This window comes from Nakamurella sp. GG22 (assembly GCF_052976845.2).
The window spans coordinates 69,784-95,276 of the sequence record NZ_JBRIIO020000014.1 but is presented as its reverse complement, the minus strand read 5'-3'; the positions used below and the strand labels follow the sequence as shown (position 1 = coordinate 95,276).

General features: G+C 67.3%; 26 protein-coding genes. 17 read left to right on the top strand and 9 right to left on the bottom strand.

The window, feature by feature from the left end; genetic code table 11:
- Positions 1-64: 64 nt before the first annotated feature.
- Together ACVBEQ_RS15360 and ACVBEQ_RS15355 are read right to left on the bottom strand one after the other, a co-directional pair.
- The gene (locus ACVBEQ_RS15360) at positions 65-835 is read right to left on the bottom strand and encodes an IclR family transcriptional regulator (RefSeq protein ID WP_447154179.1); all 771 of its coding nucleotides are present in this window, start codon (positions 833-835) and stop codon (positions 65-67) included.
- A 98-nt stretch (positions 836-933) separates the two neighbouring features.
- The gene (locus ACVBEQ_RS15355) at positions 934-1,227 is read right to left on the bottom strand and encodes a hypothetical protein (protein ID WP_447154178.1); all 294 of its coding nucleotides are present in this window, start codon (positions 1,225-1,227) and stop codon (positions 934-936) included.
- 212 nt (positions 1,228-1,439) lie between these two features.
- Here ACVBEQ_RS15355 and ACVBEQ_RS15350 point away from each other — a divergent pair, with 212 nt between their 5' ends.
- The 7 genes from ACVBEQ_RS15350 (at position 1,440) to ACVBEQ_RS15320 (ending at position 8,898) form a co-directional block, all read left to right on the top strand.
- Entirely contained in the window at positions 1,440-1,952 is a 513-nt protein-coding gene (locus ACVBEQ_RS15350) for a MaoC family dehydratase (protein WP_447154177.1), read from the top strand.
- 80 nt (positions 1,953-2,032) lie between these two features.
- Positions 2,033-2,902: an alpha/beta fold hydrolase gene (locus ACVBEQ_RS15345; protein ID WP_447154176.1), complete on the top strand. Its 870-nt coding sequence runs from the start codon at positions 2,033-2,035 to the stop codon at positions 2,900-2,902.
- 5 nt (positions 2,903-2,907) lie between these two features.
- A complete protein-coding gene (locus ACVBEQ_RS15340; RefSeq protein WP_447154175.1) occupies positions 2,908-3,939 on the top strand; it encodes a thiamine pyrophosphate-dependent dehydrogenase E1 component subunit alpha in 1,032 nt (343 codons plus the stop codon).
- Positions 3,929-4,990, top strand: coding sequence for an alpha-ketoacid dehydrogenase subunit beta (locus tag ACVBEQ_RS15335; RefSeq protein ID WP_447154174.1), 1,062 nt, complete (start codon positions 3,929-3,931; stop codon positions 4,988-4,990). The genes ACVBEQ_RS15340 and ACVBEQ_RS15335 overlap by 11 nt, the downstream gene beginning before the upstream one ends.
- On the top strand, positions 4,987-6,402 hold the full coding sequence (lpdA, locus tag ACVBEQ_RS15330; protein WP_447154173.1) for a dihydrolipoyl dehydrogenase: 1,416 nt from the start codon (positions 4,987-4,989) through the stop codon (positions 6,400-6,402). Before ACVBEQ_RS15335 ends, lpdA begins: the two co-directional genes overlap by 4 nt.
- Positions 6,403-6,449: 47 nt before the next feature.
- Complete coding sequence (gene sucB / locus ACVBEQ_RS15325) at positions 6,450-8,252, top strand: 2-oxoglutarate dehydrogenase, E2 component, dihydrolipoamide succinyltransferase (protein WP_447154172.1); 1,803 nt, start codon at positions 6,450-6,452, stop codon at positions 8,250-8,252.
- A 1-nt stretch (position 8,253) separates the two neighbouring features.
- Positions 8,254-8,898 carry a putative antibiotic biosynthesis monooxygenase gene (locus ACVBEQ_RS15320; RefSeq protein ID WP_447154171.1) on the top strand — a complete coding sequence of 215 codons (645 nt, stop codon included), beginning with the start codon at positions 8,254-8,256 and terminating at the stop codon, positions 8,896-8,898.
- Between the two features lie 421 nt (positions 8,899-9,319).
- On the opposite strand, the gene ACVBEQ_RS15315 is transcribed toward ACVBEQ_RS15320, so the two are convergent.
- A complete protein-coding gene (locus tag ACVBEQ_RS15315) occupies positions 9,320-10,372 on the bottom strand; it encodes an amidohydrolase family protein (protein WP_447154170.1) in 1,053 nt (350 codons plus the stop codon).
- A gap of 231 nt (positions 10,373-10,603) precedes the next feature.
- On the opposite strand from ACVBEQ_RS15315, the gene ACVBEQ_RS15310 reads away from it, so the two are divergent.
- The 5 genes from ACVBEQ_RS15310 to aroQ all read left to right on the top strand — a co-directional run bounded on the left by ACVBEQ_RS15310 (position 10,604) and on the right by aroQ (position 14,852).
- The gene (locus ACVBEQ_RS15310) at positions 10,604-10,903 is read left to right on the top strand and encodes a hypothetical protein (protein WP_447154169.1); all 300 of its coding nucleotides are present in this window, start codon (positions 10,604-10,606) and stop codon (positions 10,901-10,903) included.
- Positions 10,891-11,787: a DODA-type extradiol aromatic ring-opening family dioxygenase gene (locus ACVBEQ_RS15305; RefSeq protein WP_447154168.1), complete on the top strand. Its 897-nt coding sequence runs from the start codon at positions 10,891-10,893 to the stop codon at positions 11,785-11,787. The genes ACVBEQ_RS15310 and ACVBEQ_RS15305 overlap by 13 nt, the downstream gene beginning before the upstream one ends.
- A gap of 24 nt (positions 11,788-11,811) precedes the next feature.
- A complete protein-coding gene (locus tag ACVBEQ_RS15300; RefSeq protein ID WP_447154167.1) occupies positions 11,812-12,645 on the top strand; it encodes a shikimate dehydrogenase family protein in 834 nt (277 codons plus the stop codon).
- A 155-nt stretch (positions 12,646-12,800) separates the two neighbouring features.
- A complete protein-coding gene (locus tag ACVBEQ_RS15295; protein WP_447154166.1) occupies positions 12,801-14,300 on the top strand; it encodes an MFS transporter in 1,500 nt (499 codons plus the stop codon).
- Between the two features lie 75 nt (positions 14,301-14,375).
- Positions 14,376-14,852 carry a type II 3-dehydroquinate dehydratase gene (gene aroQ, locus ACVBEQ_RS15290; RefSeq protein ID WP_447154165.1) on the top strand — a complete coding sequence of 159 codons (477 nt, stop codon included), beginning with the start codon at positions 14,376-14,378 and terminating at the stop codon, positions 14,850-14,852.
- A gap of 6 nt (positions 14,853-14,858) precedes the next feature.
- On the opposite strand, the gene ACVBEQ_RS15285 is transcribed toward aroQ, so the two are convergent.
- From ACVBEQ_RS15285 to ACVBEQ_RS15275, 3 genes are all read right to left on the bottom strand, one after another.
- Positions 14,859-15,095: a hypothetical protein gene (locus tag ACVBEQ_RS15285; RefSeq protein ID WP_447154164.1), complete on the bottom strand. Its 237-nt coding sequence runs from the start codon at positions 15,093-15,095 to the stop codon at positions 14,859-14,861.
- A 92-nt stretch (positions 15,096-15,187) separates the two neighbouring features.
- The gene (locus ACVBEQ_RS15280; RefSeq protein WP_447154163.1) at positions 15,188-17,146 is read right to left on the bottom strand and encodes a sugar phosphate isomerase/epimerase and 4-hydroxyphenylpyruvate domain-containing protein; all 1,959 of its coding nucleotides are present in this window, start codon (positions 17,144-17,146) and stop codon (positions 15,188-15,190) included.
- Between the two features lie 144 nt (positions 17,147-17,290).
- Entirely contained in the window at positions 17,291-18,106 is an 816-nt protein-coding gene (locus tag ACVBEQ_RS15275) for an IclR family transcriptional regulator (protein WP_447154162.1), read from the bottom strand.
- Between the two features lie 326 nt (positions 18,107-18,432).
- Between ACVBEQ_RS15275 and ACVBEQ_RS15270 the strand changes: the two genes are divergently transcribed.
- From ACVBEQ_RS15270 to ppdK, 5 genes are all read left to right on the top strand, one after another.
- Positions 18,433-19,239 carry a 2-keto-4-pentenoate hydratase gene (locus ACVBEQ_RS15270; RefSeq protein WP_447154161.1) on the top strand — a complete coding sequence of 269 codons (807 nt, stop codon included), beginning with the start codon at positions 18,433-18,435 and terminating at the stop codon, positions 19,237-19,239.
- Positions 19,236-20,012, top strand: coding sequence for a 2-keto-4-pentenoate hydratase (locus tag ACVBEQ_RS15265; protein ID WP_447154160.1), 777 nt, complete (start codon positions 19,236-19,238; stop codon positions 20,010-20,012). The genes ACVBEQ_RS15270 and ACVBEQ_RS15265 overlap by 4 nt, the downstream gene beginning before the upstream one ends.
- An 11-nt stretch (positions 20,013-20,023) precedes the next feature.
- Positions 20,024-20,362: a DUF2218 domain-containing protein gene (locus ACVBEQ_RS15260; RefSeq protein ID WP_447154159.1), complete on the top strand. Its 339-nt coding sequence runs from the start codon at positions 20,024-20,026 to the stop codon at positions 20,360-20,362.
- Between the two features lie 123 nt (positions 20,363-20,485).
- Entirely contained in the window at positions 20,486-20,878 is a 393-nt protein-coding gene (locus ACVBEQ_RS15255; protein ID WP_447154243.1) for a RidA family protein, read from the top strand.
- Between the two features lie 224 nt (positions 20,879-21,102).
- Entirely contained in the window at positions 21,103-23,787 is a 2,685-nt protein-coding gene (gene ppdK / locus ACVBEQ_RS15250) for a pyruvate, phosphate dikinase (RefSeq protein ID WP_447154158.1), read from the top strand.
- Between the two features lie 4 nt (positions 23,788-23,791).
- Here ppdK and ACVBEQ_RS15245 read toward each other — a convergent pair whose 3' ends face one another.
- From ACVBEQ_RS15245 to ACVBEQ_RS15235, 3 genes are read right to left on the bottom strand one after another with little or no spacing between them, the layout of a single operon-like run.
- Complete coding sequence (locus ACVBEQ_RS15245; protein ID WP_447154157.1) at positions 23,792-24,124, bottom strand: phosphatase RsbU N-terminal domain-containing protein; 333 nt, start codon at positions 24,122-24,124, stop codon at positions 23,792-23,794.
- On the bottom strand, positions 24,121-24,555 hold the full coding sequence (locus ACVBEQ_RS15240; protein WP_447154156.1) for an STAS domain-containing protein: 435 nt from the start codon (positions 24,553-24,555) through the stop codon (positions 24,121-24,123). Before ACVBEQ_RS15240 ends, ACVBEQ_RS15245 begins: the two co-directional genes overlap by 4 nt.
- Complete coding sequence (locus ACVBEQ_RS15235) at positions 24,542-25,417, bottom strand: STAS domain-containing protein (protein WP_447154155.1); 876 nt, start codon at positions 25,415-25,417, stop codon at positions 24,542-24,544. Before ACVBEQ_RS15235 ends, ACVBEQ_RS15240 begins: the two co-directional genes overlap by 14 nt.
- Positions 25,418-25,493 lie beyond the last annotated feature (76 nt).

The following is a 25,493-nucleotide window of genomic DNA, read 5'->3' as shown; positions in this document are numbered from 1 at the left end:
TGAATGGTGGGTAGGCGTCGCGCGGTTTGGCGTCTGGGTGGTTCGCCGGGGGTCGGTTCGCCGGTCAGCGGGCGGGTCCACGCACCTGCAATTCCCGGCTCAGTGCCAGTGCGGCTGTCTTGACCGCGGGGCCGATGCGTCGGATGTCGAGCCGTCCCGTCCAGCCGGAGATCGACAGCGAGGCCAGCGGTCGGTCGCCGGTGCCGAACACCGGGCTGGCGGCGCAGCCCACCCCGTGGCCCGATTCCTCGTGTTCGTACGCGATGCCACTCTCCTTGATGCGGCGCAGTTCGCGCATCAGCAGACCGGGTGCGGTGATGGTCCGCGGCCCCACGGCCGGGAGCCCACGCTCGATCAACGCCTGGACGACGTCCGGCGGCGAGTAGGCCAGCAGGGCCTTGCCGACAGCTGCCGCGTGCGCGGGCAACCGGCCACCTACCTCGGACGGCATCCTGGGCGCGTCCCTGCTCCGGACGATCTCGACGTACACGACGTCGGTGCCGGCCAGGACCGCCAGGTGCACGGTCTGCTTGCTGACCTGGCGGAGGTCGGCCATGTACGGCAAGGCCACCTCCCGCAACTGGCGTTGCCGCGAGGCCAATTCGCCGAACTCGAAAAGCCTTGTGCCGAGTCGCACTTCGGTTCCCTCGGTGCGTTCGAGCATCCCGTGCGCGGTCAATTCCAGCACGAGCCGTGCGGTGGTCGATTTGGGTAGTCCGGAGCGGCGGGACAATTCCGACACCCCCATCGAGAGGTGACGGGCATCGAACGCACCGAGCAGGGCGGCCACCCGCCCGACGACCGAATCGAAGGTGTTGCCCTCGCCGGTGCGCATGGTCCCGATCATGGGGGGCACCGCACCGCGGCGCAACCGATTCCGGCCGGGTTCGGTGCCTTCGGGTGGTCCGTGGCGGTTGCTGATCAGCTGTCGGGTCAGCGCACTGTTCCGCGTCGCCGGCTTCTGGCCATCGGAGTCGTCTCGACGAAGGCGGCGAGAGACCCTGCGGCCAGCAGCATCCCGGGAACCATCAGCAGCAGCTTGCCCCACCCTCCGAGGATTTCCGGGGTGGCCCCGATCAGCGTCACCGACAGGCCGATGGCGACACCGAGCACCGCCAGGGCCCTGATGAGCCACGGTCGGGCGGCGGCCGATGCGTGCACCGGAGGCACGGGCGGTGCGGGTGGCGCAGCGGTGCGCGGGTGGTGCTTCTTGCGGCTGGACGTCACCCGTCGAGTATCGCCGGAAGTGCGCCGCCGGGTTCGAACGGTCCGCCCAGCGGAAGGGCGGCCGCCGGTCCACAAGGTCACGGCGGCGCAGCCCGTCCCACTCAGCAGGAAACGCGGCGGCAGGGTTCGCCGGTGGGCGCGCCGGTGCTTGACTCGGCCAGCGAGATCAGCCTGACGACGCGGCCGGGCCTCGGTCGGAAGGGAATACGGAGATGGGCGAACCGATTCTGGTCGAGACGCCGCAGGGCGCAGGCACACCGCTCGTGCTGCACGGACTGGCCGACATGGAGAGCAGGGTCGGCCAGGAGTTGGGTGTCAGTGGTTGGCGGACCGTCGAGCAGGACGACGTGAACACCTTCGCGGTGCTCACCGGCGACGAGCAGTGGATACACGTCGACCCGGATCGGGCGCGCAGCGGCCCCTACGGGGTGACGGTGCAGCACGGGTTCCTGACGCTCGGGCTGGCCACCGGATTCCTCTGGGAGGTCTGCACGGTGGAGGGCTTCGGGATGATCCTCAACTACGGGCTGAACAGAGTGCGGTTTCCCGCGCCGCTCAAGGTCGGTGCGCGGCTGCGGATGCGGGTCCTGCTCTCCGAGGTCACCGCCCTGACGGCACCGGACGGGGGTGCAGGTGCGCAGGCTGTGTATCGGCTCACCTTCGAGGTGGAAGGCGAGCAGAAGCCCTGCTGTGTGGCCGATCTCGTGTTCCGCTACTCCAACTGACGACACCTCTTGCAGTCGCGATCGCAGCGGCGCGCCCATTCGCCACCAGACACCGAGTTCCCAGCAGGAAGTGGAGCATCATGACGACGACAACCCAGAAGCCAGAAGTCGGCCAGAGCGTGGTGGCCAACGGCATCCGCACCAATTACCTCGAGGCCGGATCCGGCCAGAGCACGGTGGTCCTGATCCACGGGTCGGGCCCCGGCGTCACCGCGTACTCGAACTGGCGACTCGTGCTGCCGGCTCTCGGCGCGAACTTCCGCGTCCTGGCGCCGGACATGGTCGGCTTCGGCTACTCCGATCGCCCGGAGGACATCGAGTACGGGCTCCAGACGTGGGCCGATCAGACTGTCGGCTTCATGGATGCCATGGGCATCAAGAAGGCGCACCTGGTGGGCAACAGCTTCGGCGGCTCGATCGCCCTGCGCATCGCCAGTCAGCACCCCGAGCGGGTCGACAAGCTGGTGCTGATGGGCAGTATGGGTGTCGACTTCCCGATCACCGAGGGCCTGGACACCGTGTGGGGCTACGAGGGCACGATCGAGAGCATGCGGAACGTGCTCGATTACTTCGCATACTCCCGCGAACTGGTCAACGAGGAACTCGCCCAGGTGCGCTACAAGGCCAGTGTCGAACCCGGCTTCCAGGAGTCGTTCTCGTCGATGTTCCCGGCGCCCCGGCAACGCTGGGTCGATGCGATGACCACGCCGGAGGAGGAGATCAGGAAGCTGCCGCACCGCACCCTGGTGATGCACGGCCGGGAGGACAAGGTCATTCCGGTGTCGAACTCCTACAAGCTGGAAGAATTGATCGAGAACGCCGACCTGGCCGTCTTCTCGCATTGCGGACATTGGTCGATGATCGAACGGACTGCGGACTTCAATCGCCTTGTCCGTGACTTCTTCCTCGGCCTGCACACAGCACCGGTGATCACCGGAAGCGACGAGTAGGCGCTGTGGCCAGGACAGCCAACGCGACGACGCAGGCGCCGACGACAGGCTCGAACGGGAGCCCGGCCGAACCGGCCGCCCGCGATCCCGAGCTGCTGTTGCGGATCTACCGCACGATGGTGCTGACCCGCGCCGTCGAGGACCGGATGGTCGCCATGTACCGCGGCGGCGACCTGCTCGGCTCGCTCTACACCGGTCACTGGCACGAGGCGATCAGCGTCGGTGCGGCGTCGACCCTGCGCACCGATGACTACGTCGCGGCGATCCACCGGGATCTCGGTGCGCACCTGTACCGCGGCATGGAGCCGTGGCAGGTGATGGCCAGCTTCATGGGCAAGGCAACGTCGCCGACCGGCGGCCGCGACGGCACCCTGCACTACGGCCGGCTCGACCTGGGTTTCTACAACCTGCCGAGCCACATCCCGGCCAACTTCCCGGTCGCCACCGGGATGGCCTTCGCGGCGAAATACCGGGGCGAGGACAAGGTGTGCCTGGCGTTCTGCGGTGACGGCTCGACGTCCCGGGCGGACTTCCACGAGGCGCTGACCATGTCCAGCGTGCTCGCGCTGCCGAACGTCTTCGTCATCGAGAACAACCAGTTCGCCTACTCGACACCGCTGTCCATGCAATCGAACTCGGAGACGTTCGCCGCGAAGGCCGTCGCCTACGGCATCCCCGGGACGAAGGTGGACGGCACCGACGTCCTCGCCGTGCACGACGCCGTCGCCGCGGCGGTGGCACGCGCGCGGGCCGGCGACGGACCGTCGATCATCGAGGCCGTGACCATGCGCATGCACGGACATGCCGAGCATGACCCGGCCGATTACGTGCCGAAGGCGATGTACGAGGAATGGTCGAAGAAGGACCCCGTCGAGCTGTTCGAGAAGGTGCTGCTGGAGTCCGGCGTCCTGGACGCCGACGCGGCCGCGCAAGTGCGCAAGGACGCCAGGCAGGCCGCCATCGATGCCCGGCGCAAGGCGCTCTCGGATCCGATGCCGGATCCGGTCAACATCGAGGAAGGCGTCTATGCCGACTGACACGGCTGTCACTGATAACGCTGGAACTGGTAACGCCCCCGCTGAGAAGACATCCAAGGCCACCGGCCCCTTGGATTCCGGCCAGGCGACGTATCTCGAGGCGATCGGGCTGGCCCTGGATCACGAGATGACCAGGGATCAGGACGTTTTCATCATCGGCGAGGACGTCGGGCAGTTCGGCGGAGCCTTCAAGGTGACCAAGGGTTTCCTCGACAAGTATGGTCCGCGAAGGGTTGTCGACACGCCGATCGCAGAGACCGGGTTCACCGGACTCGCGGCCGGCGCCGCACTGGTCGGTCTGCGGCCCGTGGTGGAGTTCCAGTTCGCCGACTTCATCTCGTGTGCCTTCGACCCGATCATCAACGTCCTGGCCCGGCACCACTGGCGCACCGGCGACCCGATGCCGGTGACCATGCGGGCGCCGTTCGGTGGCCGACTGCGAGCCGGCCCCACCCACTCGCAAAGCGTCGAGAGCTATTTCGCGCACGTTCCCGGCCTGAAGATCGTGATGCCCGGAACGCCCCAGGACGCGGCCGGTCTGCTGATCGCCTCCATTCGGGACAACAACCCGACCCTGTTCCTGGAGAACAAGTACCTGTACCGGCGGCTGAAGGCGGCCGGCCCGTTGTCGATGGACCCCGTGCCGCTGGGCGTGGCGAACGTGATCAGGGAGGGCAGGGACGTCACCCTGGTCACCTACTCGGCGGGCGTTCACCAGGGTCTGGAGATCGCCGACGAGCTGGAGAAGGAGGGGATCTCGCTCGAGGTCGTCGACGTCCGCACGCTCGTCCCGCTCGACGTCGAGACGATCGTGAACTCGGTGCGCAAGACGTCCCGTGCCGTCGTGCTGCACGAGGCGGCCAGGCGGATGGGATACGGGGCGGAAATCGCCGCGACCATCCAGGAGGAAGCGTTCTGGTACCTGGACCAACCGGTCCTTCGCATCGGCGCCCGGAACACCCCCACCCCGACGAGTCCGCCGTTGGAGGACGCGGTGATCCCGCAGCCCGCCGAGATCGCGGACGCCATCCGGAAGGTGGCCCGCGCGTGAGCGACCAGACGGGCAACGACTACGACATCGTGGTGCTGGGCGGCGGTCCGGGCGGCTATGCGGCAGCCCTGTACGCCGCGTCCGCCGGTCTCACCGTGGCACTGGTCGAGAAGGACAACGTCGGTGGCACCTGCCTGCATCGCGGGTGCATTCCGGCCAAGGCGCTGCTGCATGCCGCCGAGGTCTTCAGGACGGTCAACCATGCGGGGGCGCACGGCGTCCGGTTGCCCGAAGGTGTTGTGCCGGAACCGGATTGGCCGGCGGCGAACCAGCGCAAGGCCGGGATCGTCAAGCAGTTGCACGGCGGACTGTCGGGTCTGCTGAAGCGCCGGAAGGTGCAGGTGGTCGTCGGCGAAGGCCGGCTCACCGAGGACGGCGCCGTGCTGGTGGACGGTCAGACCCTGCGCGGCCGGGCAACCATCCTGTGCACCGGGTCGGTGCCGAGGGCGATCCCGGGCATGAACATCGACGGGGAACGGATCATCACCTCCGACCACGCCACCAACAGCGCCGCCGACCGGTTGCCCGAACGTGTCGCAGTGATCGGCGGCGGCGTGATCGGGGCCGAGTTCGCCTCCGTCTACACCGATCTCGGGGTGGACACCACCCTGCTCGAGGCCATGAACGACGGTGTTCTGCCGATCGGCCCGGACCGGGATGTGGCCAACGTCCTGGCAAAATCGCTGAAGAAGCGTGGCACCAAGATCCACCCCGAGGCACGTGTCGGCACCCTCGAGCGGACCGAGAACGGCGTCGTCGTCCCGTTCGAGACGCCCAAGGGTGTGGACAAGATCGAGGTCGAGCAGGTGCTGGTCTCGATCGGCCGCCGTCCGGTCACCGAGACGGTCGGTGCCGAAGACGCGGGCATCAGGATCGACGAACGCGGATTCTTCGAGGTCGACACCGCGACGATGCAGACCTCCAAGCCGGGGGTGTATGCGATCGGCGACTGTGTCGCCACGCCCGGCCTCGCGCATGTGGCCTACGCCGAGGCGGTGGTGGCGGTCGACCACATCCTGGGTGAGACCCCGGTCGCCGTCGACTACACGAAGGTCCCGTGGGTGGTGTACACGCACCCCGAGGTGGCCTGGTCGGGCATGACGGAGGCGCAGGCCAAGGCGGCGGGGCACGAGGTCGTGGTGCACAAGCATTCCTTCGCCGGGAACGGCCGGGCGATGATCCTGGGCGAGACCGATGGCCTGGTCAAGATTGTCGCGGCGAAGGACGGCCCGGTCCTCGGTTTCCACATCGTCGGTCCGTGGGCGAGCGAATTGCTGCACGAGGGCTACCTGGCGGTCAACTGGGAAGCGTTGCCCAGTGATGTCGGCCGGCTGATCCATGCCCACCCGAGCCTTTCCGAGGCGATCGGCGAAACCATGATCACCTTCTCCGGCCGTTCGCTGCACGGCTGAGGTATTCGAGCGGGACCGGGATTTCGAGCGCGAACGGGAGACGCTGCATGTCGAACGACGAGTGGTTCGTCACGATGCCCAAATTGGGCGAGACGGTGACCGAGGGCGAGCTGACCAACTGGCTGAAGAACGTGGGCGACAAGGTCGCCTTCGACGACCCACTGTTCGAGGTGTCGACCGACAAGGTGGACTCCGAGATCCCCAGCCCGTACGACGGTGTAATCGCCGAGATCCTGGTTCCGGCCGGGTCGACCGTCCCGGTGGGCACCCAGGTGCTGCGGATCACCTCGGTCGCCGAGACGCCCGACGCACCGGATCGCCGGCTGCCGTCGGCCTCGCACCACGCCGCGGCCGCGGGCGGTCCGGCACTCGGGAATCCGGCCGCGCCGCAGATGGGTGGGTCCGAGGGTCCGTCGGACGAGGTCGTCGGCCTGGGCGCACCCGCCGACGTCATCCACGACATCACGATGCCCAAACTCGGCGAGACGGTCACCGAGGGCACGATCGGCTCGTGGCTCAAGCAGCCCGGTGACGCCGTGGAGATGGACGACGCGCTGTTCGAGGTGTCGACCGACAAGGTGGACTCCGAGATCCCCAGCCCGTATGACGGGGTGCTGCTCGAGATCCTCGTGCCGGCGGGCGACACCGTTCCGGTCGGTACGCCGCTCGCCCGAATCGGTGAGAACGTGGCGGCCGGCGGGTCGGGCGACCCGTCACCCGCTCCCGCTCCGTCCGGGTCGACCCCCGACGCGCTGTCCGGAGCTGTCCCGGGCGGGCCCAATGGTGGCACTGGAAATGGTGGCACTGGAAACGGTGCCGGGAACGGGTCGGCGGCGCCGGCCGCCAGGGTCGGCGGTGTGCTGCTGTCGCCGCTGGTCCGCCGACTGGCCGCGGAGCACGGGCTGGACACCTCCGCCATTCCCGGCACCGGGGCCGGTGGGCGCATCCGGCGGGAGGACGTGGAACTGGCCATCGCCGGCGGGAACGGCAATGGCGGCGGGCGCACAGCCGCCGCCGCACCGGCGACCGCACCGGCCCCGGCCGCCCCGCAGGTCCCGACCGCTGCGCCTGCCCCGACCGCTGCGCCTGCCCAGGCACGGACCGCACCGGTGGCCGCCGCGCTGACGTCGGCACCGGCCGATCCGCGCGACGAGGTGGTCACGCTGTCCCGGATGCGGCTGGCGGTGGCGGGCGGAATGATTGCCTCGCTCGCTGCTTCGGCCTCGGTCTGGACGTCCATCGAGGTCGATTTCGACAATGTCGAGAAGGTGCGGCGCAAGCACAAGGACACCTTCAAGAAGGAGACCGGGGCGTCACTGTCCTACCTGCCCTTCGTGTCCCGCGCAACCATCGACGCGCTGCGCGCCTTCCCGGCCGTCAACTCGTCGATCGACATCGCCGCCAAGACCAGGACGCTGCACCCCTACGTCAATCTGGGAATCGCCGTCGACCTCGACCAACAGGGGCTCGTGGTGCCGGTGGTCAAGGACGCCGACTCGCTGAACATGCGCGGGATCGCCAAGCGGGTCACCGAACTGGCGTCGGCCGCGCGATCGAAAAAGCTCGGCGCGGAGGACATGAAGGGATCGACCTTCACGATCACCAATCCCGGCCCGTTCGGCAGTTACGCGTCATCACCGATCATCAACCAGCCCAACGTTGCCATTCTCTGCACCGACGGCGTCAAACGCCGGCCGGTAGCTGTCGGCGACGCGATCGCCATCCATCCCACCGGCATCATCGGACTGGTCTACGACCACCAGGCGTTCGACGGATCGACCGCGTCACTGTTCCTGATGCACATCCGGGATTCGCTCGAGCAGCGCGACTGGGAGTCCGAGGTGACCTGACGTGCCCGCGCGGCGGGTCCCGAGGACGTCACCGGCCGAACCGGTCACCGTCACGGTGGCCCGCCGGGTGGCGGCGGGACGCGAGGTCGATTTCGAGAACTGGAGTGACGAGCTGACACTCGCCGCGGCGCAGTTCTCCGGTTTCCTGGGCGCCGGGCGTCTGCGGCCGAGCCGGCTGGGGGAGCCGTGGCATGTCGTGTTCCGCTTCGACAGTCCGGGCAACCTGCGGGCCTGGGAGGAGTCGGCCGAGCGTGCGGCTCTGCTGACCCGCGGCGAGCACCTGGTCGAGGCCACCGACATGCACCGGGTCAGCGGCCTGGAGACCTGGTTCACGCTGCCCGGTCGAACCGCGCCTGCGCCGCCGAAATGGAAGATGTTCCTGGTCTCCGCGACTGTTTTCTACCTGCTCAATGTGACGCTGTCACTGCTGTACGGCTGGGCGCTCGTCGATGTCCCGTTACCGGTGCGCATCCTGCTGGTGTCGGTGCCGGTGACGGGCATCGCCACCTGGCTGGTGATGCCCAGGGTGGCACGGTGGTTGCGATCCTGGCTCTATGCGGCAGCAGGGCCGGAACCCGAAGGGGTTCCAGCCCTGCCACGACGTCGATCGAACCGTGCCGTCAGGCGCCGAGTGCCGTGGCGATGAGGGCGACAGCTGTCGCCGCACCGACGACGAGCGCCCCGGTCAACGCGCTGTACTTGTAAACCCTGGTGATCTCACTCATAAAAGGCTCCTTCTCTCTTTACTGGTTTCACTGCGGTCGATTCCGACAAGGTGTGAACGGAATCAATTCATTCGGCAATTCGTGTCGAACCGCCATCACTAGTATCGGTTCGGTATGGCCGCAGTTGCGGCACTCCGAGCTGTGAGCAATGCGTCGGAGCGTCGGGGCAACCCGGAACGACCGGAAGAGTGCAGGTCAACAGGTTGCCTGTGTCCGCCGACGCGCGGGTGTGATGAGCGAACGGTCCGGTGAGCGGGACGGGCTCGTGATGCCCGCCACCGCTCAGTTCGCGGCAACAGTCTCGGCAACAGGCGCTGCATCACAGGCGCTACATCACAGGCGCTACATCACAGGCAGTGGCAGGAGCCTCGCGGCGTTGTCCCAGAGGATGGCTCTGGCGGCGGCGCGATCGAGACCGAGTGCGCCCACCGTCTGCCTCGGGGAGCGATCGCCCAACTCGAAGGGGTGGTCGGTGCCCAGCATCACGTGATCGGCGCCGACGTCATCGATCAGTCGACGCAGCAGGGTTGTGTTGAACACTGCCGTGTCGTAGAACAGCCGGTCGGTCAGTTGGCTCGGTCGCAATGCCGTCGTCCTGGCAACATCCTTGCGCTCCCAGCCCATGTCCAGCCGGCCTCGGAGCGACGGCAGGCAGCCGCCGCCGTGCGCAAGACAGAGGTTCAGCGGGAACCGCTCGAGTACCCGGCCGAAGACCAGTCGGGCCACAGCCAGAGCGGTCTCCATCGGATAGCCGACGAGTTGTGGAAGCCAGAAGTCCTTCTGCCGCTGCGGGTCCGGGACTCCGCTCGGATGGAGGAAGACAAAAGCGCAGCGTTCGCTCAGCAGGGCCCATAGGTCATCGTTCACCGGGTCGTCGAGATCCCGGCCGCCGCCCCTGCTGCCGATCGCGATGCCGGCCAGTCCGAGTTCGTCCAGGCAACGACGTGCTTCCTCCGCGGCGCCGGGCCAGCCCATCGGGACGGAGCCGAGCCCCAGCAGGCGGTCACGCCCGTCGCTGACGTACTGGGCCAGCTCCTCGTTGCCGGCGGCGACGATGTCGGCGACGAACCGGCGGTCATCCGCTGTCGAGCAGAACAGGAACGGCGGCAGCGAAACGGCGTGGTGTTCGACGCCCACCCCGTCCATCTCGGACAACCGGACCGCGACGTCGTACTGCGACCTGGCCAGCGGCAGCGGAGCGCCGGGCCCGACGCCGCTCACCCTGGGATCGAGCCGGACGACACCGTCCGGAACCCCGGCTAGGTCCGCGAGCCCCCGATCGGCCAGCTGCTGCAGAAGGGGCAGCGGCATGGCGTGGGTGTGGATGTCGACCGCACCGCCCCCCGTCGACGGGCCTGCTGCCGGCACGGCGACAGGTGAGTTCGTCACCGTCATTGGCCGTCTCCCTCCGGTTGGTCGAGCGGCTGTCCGCTCCCTACTGTCACGGGCGGTTGGCACTGGTGCCAACGACTCTCACTGGTCGGAAGAACGGCCCGTGGCGGTAGGTCCCGCGGTCGGGCGCGTGTCACGCTGCTCCCGATATTTCCACTGGGCCCGCCGGCTGCGGGCATCGGGCAGAGGAAGGATCACACCGATGAACAGTCCCGCCGGGAGGTGCGCCTCCCGATGAGCTGGTACCAGATGCACAGGGCCGTGTACGACTGGGTGCGGGTCGGCGAGGTGAACAGCGATGCCGCCGCCGGGGAGGATCCGCGGGCGTCCTTCGACGTCTCCGTCTACGAGCTCTCACCAGAGGAGCGAAAGGCGTTCGACAATCAGGACATTGCCGCCTTTTATCAGCTGGGTCTGCACGAGGTGCTGATCAACCGCTATGCGCGCGCATGCGGTTTCAGCCGCGAGGACTATCGCCGACGCCTCGAACCGCTGGCGGTCAAGAACGAAAGGAAGGGCCGATGGCAGAAATAGTCCTGGCGTACTGCTCGTCCCACGCGCCGATGATGTCCTCCCAACGCGAAGCCGCGACGGAGGAACAGCGCAAGAACTTCTTCGGCGCGCTGGACTTCCTCAAGGAGGAGTCGGTCAAGCGGGGCGTCCAGGCGGTCGTCGTGCTCTCGAACGAGCACTACACGAACTTCTTCCTGGAGAACTTCCCGCAGTACTGCATCGGCCTGGGCGAGAAGAACTGGGGGCCGACCGAAGAATGGCTCCCGATCGACAAGGTGTGGATTCCCGGGCACGCCGGTCTCGCGAATCACATCGCCCAATACACGTTGAACAATGGATTCGACCCGGCGTTCTCCCATCTCCTCGAGCTCGATCACGGCATCATGACCGTCTACTACGAGCTCGACAACGGGATGAAGCTGCCGCTGGTGCCGATCGTGCAGAACTGCGCGGTGCCGCCCTTGGTTCCCGTCCGCCGGGCCTACGAATTCGGGAAGGCGCTGGGTGACGCCATCCGCTCGTACGACGGCCTCGAGCGGGTCGCTGTCGTCGGTGCCGGTGGGCTCTCGCACTGGATCGGCAACCCCCGGGTCGGGGACATCAACGAGGAATTCGACAACTGGTTCCTCGGCGTGCTGGAGAGCGGAGATCTCGAGCAGGTCCTCGACATGCCGAACGAGGAGATCGAACTCGCGGGCAACGGCAACCACGAGATGCGCAGCTGGCTCGCGGTCGCCGGGGCCGTCTCTCCGACAACTCCGAAAGCCACCAAGCTCGCCTACGAGGCCGTATACCCGTGGATCACCGGAATGGCGGTGGCGTATTGGGAGACGCAGGACAGGGGCACTGCAGGAGATGTCCCCGCCATGAAGGAAGCCGGCCGCCGCGATGCGTCGATGGCATGACCGGCGCATCGTGAGGAGCACCGGATGATCAGCGGCACCACGACTCTGATCGCGCACGTGGGATTCCCCACCTACGCGTTCAAGTCGCCCATGATCTACAACCCCTGGTTCGAGAAGCAGGGCATCGATGCCGCCGTGATCCCGATGGGTGTGCGGGCCGAGGACTACCGCGCCTGGTTCGCGACGATGACGAAGATGACCAACGTGCGCGGAGCGCTGGTGACGATGCCGCACAAGGTCGTCACCTGCGAACTAGTCGACGAGCTGAGCCCGATCGCCGCCGTCGCCGGCGCGGCGAACGCCGTGCTGCTGCGGGAGGACGGCACCGTCGTCGGTGACCAGTTCGACGGCGCCGGCTTCGTCAGGGGAGTCGAGCGCAAAGGGTTTGCGCTGCAGGGGAAGCGGGTTCTTGTGGTCGGGAACGGCGGGGTCGGTTCACCCATCGCCGCCTCCTTGGCCGGCTCCGCGGTGGCGGCGATCGGATTGTTCGACCCGGTCACCGCGTCGTCCGAGGGACTTGCCGAACGGATCGCCAAGCACTATCCGGATGTCGATGTCACGATCGGCTCCAAGGACCCCGACGGGTACGACCTGGTCGTCAACGCCACGCCGATCGGGATGAAGGACGACGACCCGCTGCCGATGGACACCGACCGCATCGCGCCCGGGACCTTCGTGGCCGACGTGGTGATGAAACAGGCAATCACGCCGTTCCTGCAGGCGGCACTCGACAAGGGCTGCAAAATCCAGATCGGCAGCGACATGCTGTACGAGATGATCCCGGCCTATCTCGAGTTCTTCGGCTTCGGCACTGCCACGGCCGACGAATTGCGTGCCGTCGCACAGATCCCGGGCTGAACGATGCCGTACCGCAGTGTGCGCAAGCACTCTCGATGATGGGCTCCGCCCAGCGGAACTGAGTCGCTTTCTCGTTGACCACGCAATGTCCCACCTGTGCACTGAGCGACAGCCGCCGCAGCCAGTGCCGGGGCACACCCGACAAGGAGATGTCCATGGATGACAAGATCGCCGAACCTCCAGGTTCGCACGAGCCGACGGAGCATGTGAAGACGCCGAAGAAGGCCGCGGCAAGTGGCTGGATGGGCAGCGCGCTGGAGTACTACGACTTCTTCATCTACGCGCAGGCCGCCGCACTGGTCTTCCCGACGCTGTTCTTCCCGTCGGACAACGCGCAGGCCGGCATCGTGGCATCCTTCGCGACATTCGGCGTCGGCTATGTCGCCCGGCCGATCGGTGCGTTCGTTCTGGGTCACTGGGGTGACACGCACGGCCGGAAAAACGTTCTCGTGCTCTGCATGCTGCTCATCGGCGCCTCGACCTTCGGTGTGGCCCTCCTGCCGACCTACGATGCGGTGGGTATCTGGGCACCGATCCTGCTGGTCTGCTTGCGGCTGATCCAGGGCTTCGCGGTCGGCGGCGAGATCTCCGGCGCGAGCGCGATGATCCTGGAACACTCACCATTCGGACGACGTGGATTCTTCACCAGCTTCACCCTGCAGGGCGTGCAGGCGGGACAGGTGCTGGCCGCCGCCGTATTCCTGCCGCTGTCGGCGATCATGCCGAAGGAGGCCTTCGAGACCTGGGGCTGGCGAATTCCTTTCCTGCTCAGCGCAGTGGTCGTGTACGCGGGATACCAGATCCGCAAGAACGTGGACGAGACTCCTGCCTTCGTGGAGGAATCCGAGCACGGCGAGGTGCCGCAGGCGCCGATCATCATGGCCGTCAAGGAAAACGGCATCGACATGTTCCGGGTGTTCTGCATGGCTCTGATGAACGCCATCCCGACGGTGGTGGTGACGTTCGGTGCCACATTCGCCACCAACGCGGCCTACGGCGTCGGCCTGACCACGACGAACTATCTGTGGATCTCGGTGTCCGGCAACATCGTCGCGGTGCTGCTCATCCCATTCGTCGGCAACCTGTCCGACGCCATCGGCCGGCGACCGGTGATCATCGTCGGATGCCTGGGTTCCGGCCTGCTCGCCTACCCGTATCTGTACTTCGTCAGCCAGGGCAATTTCATCGGGGCGTTCGGATTGGCGATCCTGATGTGGGGCATGGTGTATCAGGGATACAACGCGGTCTTCCCGTCGTTCTTCCAGGAGCTGTTCCCGACCAAGACCCGGGTCACTGCGTTCGCTGTCTCGCAGAACCTCGGAACGCTGGTGACCGCGTTCCTCCCGGCGATCTACGCAGGGCTTGTTGGCCCGACACCCTCGAGCTGCGTCGTGGACAAGAAATTCCAGCCCGATGTCGTTCTCGACACCGGACTGACTTGCCGGGCGACGGCCGATTCGATCGAATCGAGTGTGGTCTGGACTGTCGGCAGCATCACCTTCGCACTGGCGGTCGTCGCGGCGATTGCGGCCTTCAGTGCACGGGAGACCTTCCGGGTGCACATGAACGACCTCGGCGCGAAGAATGCCGTCCCGGTGCCCAAGGCAGAATACGACCGGATCCGCAAGACCGGTGTCGACCAACCGGTGCGCTGACACCGTCTTTCCATCTGAAGGAAGCGGCCGGTCGACCGTCGTCGACCGCCCGCTTTCCTGTCGAGAAGAGGCCAGATGCTGTCCATCTCCGTGCTCAACGGCCCGAATCTGAACCTGCTCGGCACCCGCAAGCCGGAGGTGTACGGACGCACCACGCTCGCCGACGTCGAGGCGATGTGCGCGCGGCAGGCGTCGGACCTGGGTCTGGACCTGACATTCCGGCAGTCCAACCACGAGGGCCGGCTGATCGACTGGATCCAAGAGCTGGGACCCGCAGTGAAGGCGGGCGAGTCGATCGGCGCCGTCTACAACCCCGGAGCGCACACCCATTACTCCTACGCGATCCGCGATGCGATCGAGGCGGCGAGTATTCCGGTGATTGAACTCCACATCTCGAATGTCCATGCGCGCGAGGAGTTCCGGCACCACTCCGTGGTCTCGCCGATCGCCCGCGGCATCATCGTCGGCTTCGGTGTCTCGGGGTATTCGCTGGCGATCCGGGGCCTGCACGAGCTGCATCTGGCGGAACCGAAGCCGGCGCTGCGGAGCTGACCGCGGTCAACTGTGGTCGAGCAGTTCCGGCAGCCACAACCGCGGCTGCAGCCGCCAGCCGAACCAGAGGAGCGCGGATTCGACCAGCGCGGCGCTGCGCGCCGCCTGCATGGCCTCCGCGTAGCCGCGGGTGTCCGGGTGGACCTTCGCCAGACTCTTCTCCAGCTGTTGCCTGGCAACGGTGTGATCGATGCCGGTGCGGAGCAGGGCGTCGCCCAGTCGCTGACGGACGGTGCGGTCCATGATGTCTCCTCGCTCGTACCCGATCGAAGCCTGACCATCCGGTCGGCACCACATCGTCGAGGAGCATCAAGTAAGACTTCGTACTGCGAAGGCTACGCCGAATGGCGGCTACGCGATTCACGTTGGCGTCGGTGCGCGGCCATCCTGACCGGCGAATTGGTCTCGCCGTATCCGTCGTAATCGCCGATTCGCTGGACGATCTCGAAGAACACGCGACCGCCTAGGACCTCTGTATAGAAATGCAGGAATTCGCCCGCCGGGTTGCGGTCGTAGAGCACACCCAGCTCACGCATGGCCCTGAGCTGCGCCGATGGCGGCGCCAGCCGGGCGTCGAGGTCGTCGTAGTAATTGTCGGGAATCGACAGGATCGGCGCTCCGGCGGCGCGGGCGGCGGTGGCCGCGGCGATCGCGTCGGACGTGGCAAAAGCCACATGCTGAGGATCGGTCACACCCGGCTGCCATTCGTTGCCGCGACGCAGGACGGACACACTCAGGCACAGCCGCAGGGAACCGTCGGGATCGGCGACAGCCCGGTTGCGGACCAGGCCGAAAGGCGCTGCGACTTCGGAGCTGTGCTGCGTGCGGAGCCCCAGGACGGATCGGTAGAACAGGGCCGCCTCGTCGAATCGGTCGTAGGGCTGCGTCAACGCGACGTGATCGATGTGGGTCAGGCCGAGACGGTGGTCGGTCTGCGACGGCACCCCTGTGGGTGCGAAGTCGGAGAGCCATCCGGTGGCATGGTCCGCGCCGGTGCGGCAGAAGAAGACCGACGTGCCGTCGGGTGCCGCCACCGCCGACAGGTCCGCCTCGGACGGCCCGCGGCGCCTGGGCAGCAGCGGCGCCAGCAGTGCACCGGCGCGGGTCGCGGCGGCGGTCGGATCGGTCGTCTCCACCGCGAGGGCAGCGACCGCGGCGGTGGCTGCGACGCCGTCCCCGTCAGGTGCAGCCCAGTTGAGCAGGACCCGGGCATCACCCTGTTCCCACAGCTCGACGGGTTTCGAGCGATGCAGACCGGACGCGGTGAAGCCCAGCGCGGCCAGGGTCGCGGCCACAGCGGATCGACCGCCGTCGTCCACCGCCAGCTCGGCAAACGCGTATCCGCCCAATGGCGGAACGGCGGGCGCAACGGTCACGCTCTCCCGATCTTCGGCCGCGCGGGCCAACCGACCGGTCACGGCCTCCTGGAGTGCCAGCAGGGACCGGAGCGCATCCACGGCCGCCCGGGCGGGGTCTGCCTGCCGGAACACGTCGTTGAAAACCTCGAGCGACCAGGGGCCGCGGTAGCCGGCGGACAGCACATGGTTCATGAAGGCCGGGAGATCAAAGGAGCCCTGCCCGGGGAAGAGCCGGTGGTGACGGCTCCACTGCAGTACGTCCATCGTCAGGTGCGGGGCATCGGCCAACTGGAGGAAGAACAGCTTCTCGGCGGGAATGTCCTCGATGCCTGCCGGGTCCGAACCCCGGGACAGGATGTGAAAGCTGTCCAGGCAAAGACCCAGGGCCGGATGATCTGCCCGCCGGACGATCTCCCACGACCGCTCGTAGGTGTTGACGTGACGACCCCAGGCCAGCGCCTCGTATGAGACCCGCAGGCCGCGTTCGGCGGCGGCGGTGCCGAGAAGGTGCAGCTGCTCAGCGATCCGGTCGTCGTCGTCCACCGCGTCGGGGGCCACCGACGAGCAGACGAGAACCAGGTCGGTGCCGAGCTGTTCCATCACATCGAACTTGCGGTTCGCCCGGCGGAGGTTCGCCGCCAGGGTTTCTTGCCGCACCGAATCGAAATCGCGGAACGGCTGGTAGAGGTCGATCGACAGGCCGAGGTCGGCACACCGCGACCGCACCTCGGCGGCGGACCACGGCGCGACGACGAAGTCCGGTTCGAAGATCTCCACGCCGTCGAAACCGGCGCCCGCCGCGGCGACCAGCTTGTCCTCCAGGGTCCCGGAGATGCAGACCGTCGCGAGACCGGTTCGATACCCGGTTTCCGCTGTCGTGGAACGCTTGTCGGACTCGGCGATCTGTGCGGTCGCAGAACGACTGGACGCTGGCATGGGGCGGCCCTTCGGTCGGCTCGGCACCCGCTCGCCGGATGCTCCGCGCCAACGGCGATCCGCGTCGGCACCCCTGATCGTGCACGCCGCGCCGCCGGTTGCGCCGGTCGTTCCGGCCAGCGGGAGCCCTCCGGGAACCCCCGATCAACCGTTGACGGCCACGTCCTCGTCCTCGGCCTCGGTCGGCTGGAATGAGCCGTGGCCGACCAACGGGCTGGCCAGTTCCCTGGACAGGCTGCGCGAGGCGATCGCCAGCGCCGCCAACACCGGCTGGAGTTGGTGACCGAGATCGGGCACCGCCAGTTCGATCGCCGCGATGACCTCGCCGCCGGGACCGAACACGGGCATGGCCACCCCGCAGACGCCCTGTTCGAGTTCCCAGCGGGTCACGGCCACTCTGGTCAGCCGGGTCACCGCGAGCGCACGCCGGAACCGGTCGGGTGAGGTGACGGTGTGCTCGGTGTACGGCCGAAGACCTTGCAGGATGGTCATCTCGATGGTGCGGGCCGGGGAGAAGGCAAGCAGCGCACGGCCCACCGCGGTCGCGTGCAGCGGAAGCCGCGCCGCCGCGCTGAACGCCGTGGCCGGCTTCGGACCCGGCTGCTTCTCGATGTAGGCGACCTCCAGCTCGTTCAGGACGCCCAGCCGGGCCCGGCTCTTGGTCGCTGCGGAGAGGTCTTCGAGCACACACGGCGCCCGCTCGGCGATGCTCGGCCTGGTCGTCTCGACGGTGCCGATCATCCGCAGCGGCAGTCCCGCCCGGTACGCCCCCGCAGTGGTGCGCTCCAGCAACCGCCAGGACGCCAGTTCGGCGGTCAGCCGGTGCGCAGTCGAGATCGGCAGGCCGGCGAGGCGGGCGATCTCGGTCAGCGAATGCTCGCTGCCCTCGGTGAAGGTGAGCAGGATCGAGGTGATCTTGCTGGTCACCGACCGCCCCGACTCGGCAGAGTTCCCGGCCATTGCCTACCTTCTCGTCGTCGAGCAGTCGGCGAGGCGCCGCCGCGCTGCGGTGATCGGACCCAGTGCCGGAAATCCGAGTGCCGGACATCCCGGTGCTGGCCCAGTGGTGACAAACCCGGCGCTCGACGTGGATCTGAGTCAGCCGGTGTTTCGCTGGTACGTGCACTCTGTTCCTCGATCGGACCATCAACAAGCGGCCTGTACCGCTCAGCGGAACATCAGTTGTGACGGGCGGGACCGAGGTGATGCCGAACGGCACATCCCACTGCCCGGAAGGCCCAGCCACCCGGATTGCCTTCGCCACGCGCCTGGGCCACGCTGCGGACGTGCAATCAGCAGAGCTCCATGACGCCCTTGCCGACGAACTGTGGGAAGCGGACCGGTCGGCGAAGCCGGTCGCGCCGCTGACCGAGCGCCATCCCGATCTGGTGCTGGAGGACGCGTACGCGATCCAGACCATCAACATCACCCGCCGGGTCAACGCAGGTCAGCGGGTCATCGGCCGGAAGGTCGGCCTCACCTCCCGGCCGATGCAGGAAATGCTCGGCGTCGACGAGCCCGATTTCGGCGTTCTGACCGACGAGATGTTCGTCGAGGACGGCGATCTGATCGATCTGTCCAGATTGGTGCAGCCGCGTGTCGAGGCCGAACTCGCCTTCGTCATGGATCGCGATCTGTCGGGGCCCGGGGTGACCACCGGAGGTGCGCTCGCAGCGATCGCCGGGGCCTTGCCCGCCGTCGAGGTGGTGGACAGCAGGGTCGCCGATTGGAAGATCAAGCTGGTCGACACGGTGGCCGACAACGCATCGTCCGGGCTCCTGGTGGTCGGCGGGCGCATGCGCAAGGTCGAGGAACTGGACCTGCGGCTGCTCGGGGTTGCGGTGTCCCGGCACGGTGAGCTGATCGACACCGGCGCAGGCGCCGCGGCGCTGGGCAATCCGGCTCGGTGCGTTGCGTGGCTGGCCAACAAACTCGGCAGCTTCGGCGACGGACTGCGGGCCGGCGACATCGTCCTGCCCGGCGCCGTGCACAAGATGGTGGCCGTCGAGCCCGGCGACGTGTTCCGCGCCGAGTTCGCGCATCTCGGTGCCGTCACGGTGCGTTTCTCGACCAGCAAGGAGCAGGCGGCATGACGATCACCGCAACCGAGATCGCCGAGATCCTGATCGCCGGTGAACGCGAACGCCGGACGGTGCCGCAGTTCAGCACAGCGGAGCCCGACATTCCTCTCGAAACCGCCTATCTCGCCCAGCGTGCCTTCGTGCAGTCGAAGATCGAGAACGGCGAAAGCCTGGTCGGCTACAAGCTCGGCCTGACCAGCCGGAACAAGCAACGGGCGATGGGAGTCGACTCGCCGTTGTACGGCCGGGTGACGTCATCGATGTTGGCCACCTTCGGAGAACCGATCGACCTAAGCCGCTTCATCCACCCGCGGGTGGAATCGGAGATCGCCTTCCTGATGGCCCGTGATGTCGAGGCTCCCGCGACCGTGGCATCGGTACTGGCTGCGACGGACGTCGTGTTCGCTGCGGTCGACGTGCTCGATTCCCGCTATGCGGATTTCACTTTCACCCTCAGTGATGTGGTGGCCGACAATGCGAGCGCCGGTGCGTTCTACCTCGGCCCCATCGCCCGCCGGCCGGATGAGCTGGACCTGCGACTGCTCGGCTGTGTCGTGCGGGTGGACGGCGACGTCGCCTTGACGGCGTCGGGTGCGGCCGTGATGGGTCACCCGGCGGCAGCCGTCGCGTGGCTGGTCAACCAACTGGCCGAGCAGGGCGAGAGCCTGCGGGCCGGGCAGTTGGTGTTCTCCGGTGGTGTCACGGCACCGGTCCCGGTGGTACGGGGTCGCAGCGTGACGTTCGAATTCGACGGGCTCGGCGCGATCGAGGTCTACGGACGTTAGGCGGGAATGCGATGCTCCACTCCACGGCGGTGGTCGGCACCGGGTCGCCCGCCCGGTATGCCAAGCAGTTGCTGTCCCATCTCGGTCGCAAGGTCGCCGTCGAGCCGGTCAGCGAGCCCGAACCCGCCGGTCGTCTGGTCTTCGCCTACGGCACCGGGACGGTGTTGCCGGCCGACAGCAACCTGACGCTGATCGCGGCCGCCGCCGACGAGGAGTCGTTGGCCCGGGTGCAGGACGTCCTGCAGCGGCACCTCGAGAGGTTCGGCGCCCGACAGGAACTCGTCGTCGACTGGGGACCGACCTCTTCGGACGGACCCGATGCAGTCGGACCTGACCCGGAAATGACCTGAGCGAGTGGGGCGGGGTTGAGGCGGACAGGCCGAGAACGGTCGACAACCCCACCCAGCTCGATGTGATCCGACAGCGGGCGACGATGCCCCTGGTTGACGTCACCGACCGGAGGCGATTGCTCAGTGCGCATCATCCAGACCGACCGGGCCCCGTCGCATACAGGACCGGTCCCACAGGCGGTGGAAGCCGGTGGCTGGGTCCATGTCTCGGCGCTGTTCGGCGTCGATCCCGCGACCCGCGGGATGGCGGCGGATTTCCGCGGCGAGGCGGAACAATTGTTCACCAATCTCGAAGCGATCCTGTCGGCGGCCGGCGCTTCGTTGGGCGACGTCGTGAGGGTGGGCATCGTGCTGCGCAATCTCCAGCGCGACCGCCCCGTCCTGAACGAGGTGTGGCAGCAACGTTTCGGCGACCACACGCCGGCGCGGTCTGCCATCGAGGCCGCGGATTTCGGGCGTGCCGGAGAGGATGCGCGGGTGATGATCGAGGTCGCCGCATATATCGGTGCTGCATAGATCGGTGCCGCCGATATCGGTGCTGTGTAGGACGGATGAGCCCGGCTTCGGCACCGTCTGTTGGTCCCTCGGGTTGTGCAGTTCCGGGGGTACTGCCACCGTAGTGTGAGCGGCGTCTCAGCTGTTCCATGTCTGATTTCGCCGGAGAGCGAACCGACCGGCCGACCCGGCCGGTGTCCGACCCTGCGGCGCTTGCGCCTGCCGACGACCGAGGAGCATCCCGAATGACCAAGTACGTGTACGACTTCACCGAAGGTGACCGAGATCAGAAGGATCTCCTCGGTGGGAAGGGCGCGAACCTGGCGGAGATGACCAAATTGGGATTGCCGGTGCCGCCCGGATTCACCATCACCACCGAGGCCTGCCGTGAGTACCTGGCACTGGGCACCGAGCCCAGCGAACTCCGGGTGCAGGTGACGATGGCGTTGCGGCTGCTGGAGGACGGAATCGGCCGGCGGCTGGGGGACCGGCACGACCCTTTGCTGGTGAGTGTGCGGTCGGGGGCGAAGTTCTCGATGCCCGGCATGATGGAGACGGTGCTCAACATCGGTCTCAACGATGCGAGCGTGAAGGGGCTGGCGGAGGAATCGGGCGACGAGCGGTTCGCCTGGGACTCCTACCGCAGGCTGCTGCAGATGTTCGGCAAGACGGTGCTCGAGATGCCCGGTGAGGTGTTCTCGGACGCTCTGGAGAAAATGAAGCGCGACGAAGGCGTCAGCACCGATGTCGAACTCGGCGTGGAGGCGCTGAAGAACCTCGTGGGGCAATTCAAGGCGGCGATCAAGGAGCATTCCGGGGCTGACTTCCCGCAGCACCCGCGGGAGCAGCTCGACGCGGCGATCGAGGCGGTCTTCAACTCCTGGAACACCGACCGCGCCCGGCTGTACCGACGCCGCGAACGTATTCCGCAGGACCTCGGCACGGCGGTGAACATCTGCACCATGGTGTTCGGCAATCTCGGTGAGACCAGCGGCACCGGTGTGGCTTTCACCCGGGATCCGGCCTCCGGAAAGGCCGGTGCCTACGGAGATTATCTGTCGAACGCGCAGGGTGAGGATGTGGTCGCCGGTATCCGGAACACCTTGTCGCTCGATGACCTCGCCACCATGGACCCGGCGTCGCACCGGCAATTGACGAAGGTCATGCGGCGCCTCGAGACCCATTACCGGGACCTGTGTGACATCGAATTCACCATCGAGCGCGGCAAGTTGTGGATGTTGCAGACCCGGGTCGGAAAACGCACGGCAGCGGCCGCTTTCCGGATCGGAGCGCAATTGGTGGACGAGCAGTTGATCACCCTCGACGAGGCACTGTCACGGGTGACCGGCGCGCAACTGGCGCAACTCATGTTCCCCCAGTTCGACCGCTCGGCCGCACGCACCCTGCTGACCCGGGGAATGGCGGCCTCGCCCGGCGCCGCCGTCGGTCGGGTCGTGTTCGACTCGCCGACCGCCACCGAGTGGGCGGCCCGCGGGGAGCAGGTCGTCCTGGTCCGCAAGGAGACCAATCCCGACGACCTCGAGGGAATGATCGCGGCCACCGGCATCCTGACGGCCCGCGGAGGCAAGACCTCGCATGCGGCCGTCGTCGCGCGCGGAATGGGGAAGACCTGTGTCTGCGGCGCCGAAGAGATCGACGTCGATGCCGAGGCACGGACCGTCACGGTCGGATCGACGGTGATCGTCGAGGGCGATCCGATCAGCATCGACGGGTCGACCGGTGAGGTGTACCTGGGTGAGATGCCCGTGGTGCCATCACCTGTCGAGACCTACATCGAGGAAGGACTCGACGCGGCAACGACCGGGGTCGACGACGAGACCGCCGACCTGGTCAGGGCTGTCGACCGGCTGCTGCGGCACGCGGACACCCGCCGGCGGCTGGCGGTCAGGGCGAACGCCGACACTGCCGAGGATGCCGCACGCGCCCGCAAGCTCGGCGCGCAGGGGATCGGCCTGTGCCGCACCGAACACATGTTCCTCGGCGACCGGCGGGGACTGATCGAGCGGGTGATCCTGGCGCAGGGTCGGACGGAGCGGGATGCCGCCCTCGCCGCGTTGCTGCCGTTGCAGCGGCAGGACTTCACCGAGCTGCTGACGGCGATGGACGGTCTGCCGGTGACCATCCGGCTGCTGGACCCGCCGCTGCACGAGTTCCTTCCCGACCGCACCGAATTGGCGGTGAAGGTGGGGGTGGCGAAAGCTTTGGGCAAGGCTGATCCGGCGGACGAGAAGCTGCTGGCCGCCGTCGAGCGGCTGCACGAATCGAACCCGATGCTCGGGTTGCGTGGCGTTCGCCTCGGGCTGCTGACCCCCGGCCTGTTCGCCTTGCAGGTGCGGGCCATCACCGAGGCGGCCTGTGAGTTGATCAAGGCCGGGAAGCATCCGTCGGTGGAGATCATGGTCCCGCTGGTCGGATCGGTGATGGAGCTGTATCTGGTGCGCGACGAGACGGACGGCATCATCGCGGACGTCATCAAGGAAACCGGTGTCGATGTGACGTTCCCGATCGGAACGATGATCGAGCTGCCGCGGGCTTCGCTGACCGCTCACCGGATTGCCGACGCGGCCGACTTCTTCTCCTTCGGCACCAACGACCTGACTCAGACGACCTGGGGATTCTCCAGGGACGACGTGGAGGCCACCTTGTTTGCGTCGTACCTGGAGAAGGGGATCTTCACGATCTCGCCGTTCGAGAGCATCGACGCCGACGGGGTGGGCAGGCTGGTGAAGATCGCCGCGGAGGAAGGCCGCCGGACCAAGCCGGGGCTCAAACTGGGGGTCTGCGGCGAACACGGTGGTGACCCGGAGTCGATCCACTTCTTCCACTCCGCCGGTTTGGACTACGTCTCCTGCTCGCCGTACCGGGTGCCGGTCGCGCGGCTCGAGGCCGGTCGGGCAGCGGTGGGCTGACCGTTCACTGCGGCCCCGCGGTGCCGGATTGCCCTGGTGGAGCGGCGTTCTCCATGAATCCGCGCCGTGCCATCTCGTACGGCGCCAGCGCCTCGACGAGGAAGGCGGCCGCCGCGTCGACGGTGTGGGCGACGTCCGCGGCGGTGGATGCGGTGCTCAGGACCTGTCCGAACACCGCATGGTGGGTGCGGATGAGGTCGAGCAAGCTGATGCCGTCGGAGAGCGCATCGCGGCCCAGTTCGTAGGCGCGGGCGAGGTTCTTCTCGTTCCGATGGGTCAGGAAGGCAAGGAAGGCCGGCGGGTAGTTGCGCGCCAGCCGGTCGACGGGGCCGCTCACTGCTGACCGACGTGCGGCAGGTGTGGTCGTCCGAACCGGCCGCCGCCGGTGATCTCGTCGAGGGTGACCAGGCCCTCGTCGAGATCGAGTGCGGTGCGGACGGTGTCGAGGTCCATACCGAGCCTGACCATGGCGAATGCCACGTCCGGATGGATGCCGACGATGACGGTCACCGCTCCGCGGAGCAGGGCCATGTGGGCGATGTTGCGCAGCGTGCGCGTGCCGAACGAGTCCAGCACGTCCAGCGCCGCGACATCGATGATGATGCCGCGGGCGCGATCACGGCCGACCTGCTCGATGAGGTCCCGCTGGAATCGGACCAGCTGGGTGTCGTCGAGGGCAGTGTGGATGGAGGCGATCAGGTACGTGCCCTGCCGGAGGATCGAGACCAGCGGCGGTCGGGCCGACCCGCCTGCCCTATCGTTCGGCATCGTCCGACCGGCTCACCTTGAAGCCCAGAATCCGCTCGGCTTCTTCGATCCCGCCCTGCAGGTCGCCGACGGTGATGATCTTGCTGAGGTCGACCCCGATGGTCACCAGGGTCTGGGCGATCTCCGACGACAGGCCGGTGACGATCACCCCGGCACCCATCAGGCGCGAGGCGTCGACGGTCTGCACGAGGTGGTTCGCCACCACCTCGTCGATGTCCGGTACGCCGGTGATGTCCACGACCACCACTTTCGCACGATGCGTCCGAATTGCGCGGAGGAGCTGCTCGGTGACCTGCCGCGCACGTTGGGTGTCCAGCATCCCGATGATCGGCAGGATCAGCAGCCTCTCGCGCACCTGGAGAACGGGCGTGGACAATTCGCGAATCGCATCCTGCTGTTGCCGGATCACCCGCTCCCGCTCTTCGACGAAGCTGACCGCGACCGTGTTGGCGATCCGATTGGCTGCCGGTTCGTAGGCGTCCAGAATCCGGTTGAGCAACGGGAAGTCGGAGTGGTACTTCTCGAACAGCGAGCGGGCCAGGACGTCTCGCAGCAGCAGCACGATGCCGAGTACCTCGTTCGTCTCCACGCCGCGCGGGATGATCCGCTCGGACAGGTCGCGGGCGTAGTGCTGCAGGGCCTCGACGCTGCCCGTCTCCAGGACCTCGACGTAGTTGTCGTACACCGAGGTGGCTTCGCTGAAGATCTCCTGATGCGTCATGGCGGAGAGCAATTGCGCATCGGTGATGCGGGAAGCCCATTCCTGACGCAATTGGGTACGCGCCTCGCGCAGGTGCGCGACCAATTCGGGCAGCAGGTCGTCGCCGGAGGCCTCATCTGTCGCTGCGGTCTCTGTCGTCATCGTCGTGCTCCCTTGTTCGTCCGGTTGCGGGTGTGCGTTTGCGGATGGCCACCGCACCGTTGCTGGGTGATGCCCG

Excerpts from the sequence above, each read along its gene's own strand:
- ACVBEQ_RS15335 (WP_447154174.1), top strand. The coding sequence starts at position 3,929 with ATGCCGACTGACACGGCTGTCACTGATAACGCTGGAACTGGTAACGCC.
- ACVBEQ_RS15305 (WP_447154168.1), top strand. The coding sequence starts at position 10,891 with ATGGCAGAAATAGTCCTGGCGTACTGCTCGTCCCACGCGCCGATGATG.
- ACVBEQ_RS15310 (WP_447154169.1), top strand. The coding sequence starts at position 10,604 with ATGAGCTGGTACCAGATGCACAGGGCCGTGTACGACTGGGTGCGGGTC.
- ACVBEQ_RS15235 (WP_447154155.1), bottom strand. The coding sequence starts at position 25,417 with ATGACGACAGAGACCGCAGCGACAGATGAGGCCTCCGGCGACGACCTG.
- ACVBEQ_RS15240 (WP_447154156.1), bottom strand. The coding sequence starts at position 24,555 with ATGCCGAACGATAGGGCAGGCGGGTCGGCCCGACCGCCGCTGGTCTCG.
- ppdK (WP_447154158.1), top strand. The coding sequence starts at position 21,103 with ATGACCAAGTACGTGTACGACTTCACCGAAGGTGACCGAGATCAGAAG.
- ACVBEQ_RS15350 (WP_447154177.1), top strand. The coding sequence starts at position 1,440 with ATGGGCGAACCGATTCTGGTCGAGACGCCGCAGGGCGCAGGCACACCG.
- ACVBEQ_RS15360 (WP_447154179.1), bottom strand. The coding sequence starts at position 835 with ATGCGCACCGGCGAGGGCAACACCTTCGATTCGGTCGTCGGGCGGGTG.
- ACVBEQ_RS15295 (WP_447154166.1), top strand. The coding sequence starts at position 12,801 with ATGGATGACAAGATCGCCGAACCTCCAGGTTCGCACGAGCCGACGGAG.
- ACVBEQ_RS15260 (WP_447154159.1), top strand. The coding sequence starts at position 20,024 with ATGCTCCACTCCACGGCGGTGGTCGGCACCGGGTCGCCCGCCCGGTAT.
- ACVBEQ_RS15280 (WP_447154163.1), bottom strand. The coding sequence starts at position 17,146 with ATGCCAGCGTCCAGTCGTTCTGCGACCGCACAGATCGCCGAGTCCGAC.
- aroQ (WP_447154165.1), top strand. The coding sequence starts at position 14,376 with ATGCTGTCCATCTCCGTGCTCAACGGCCCGAATCTGAACCTGCTCGGC.
- sucB (WP_447154172.1), top strand. The coding sequence starts at position 6,450 with ATGTCGAACGACGAGTGGTTCGTCACGATGCCCAAATTGGGCGAGACG.
- ACVBEQ_RS15315 (WP_447154170.1), bottom strand. The coding sequence starts at position 10,372 with ATGACGGTGACGAACTCACCTGTCGCCGTGCCGGCAGCAGGCCCGTCG.
- ACVBEQ_RS15285 (WP_447154164.1), bottom strand. The coding sequence starts at position 15,095 with ATGGACCGCACCGTCCGTCAGCGACTGGGCGACGCCCTGCTCCGCACC.
- ACVBEQ_RS15300 (WP_447154167.1), top strand. The coding sequence starts at position 11,812 with ATGATCAGCGGCACCACGACTCTGATCGCGCACGTGGGATTCCCCACC.
- ACVBEQ_RS15275 (WP_447154162.1), bottom strand. The coding sequence starts at position 18,106 with ATGGCCGGGAACTCTGCCGAGTCGGGGCGGTCGGTGACCAGCAAGATC.
- ACVBEQ_RS15265 (WP_447154160.1), top strand. The coding sequence starts at position 19,236 with ATGACGATCACCGCAACCGAGATCGCCGAGATCCTGATCGCCGGTGAA.
- ACVBEQ_RS15345 (WP_447154176.1), top strand. The coding sequence starts at position 2,033 with ATGACGACGACAACCCAGAAGCCAGAAGTCGGCCAGAGCGTGGTGGCC.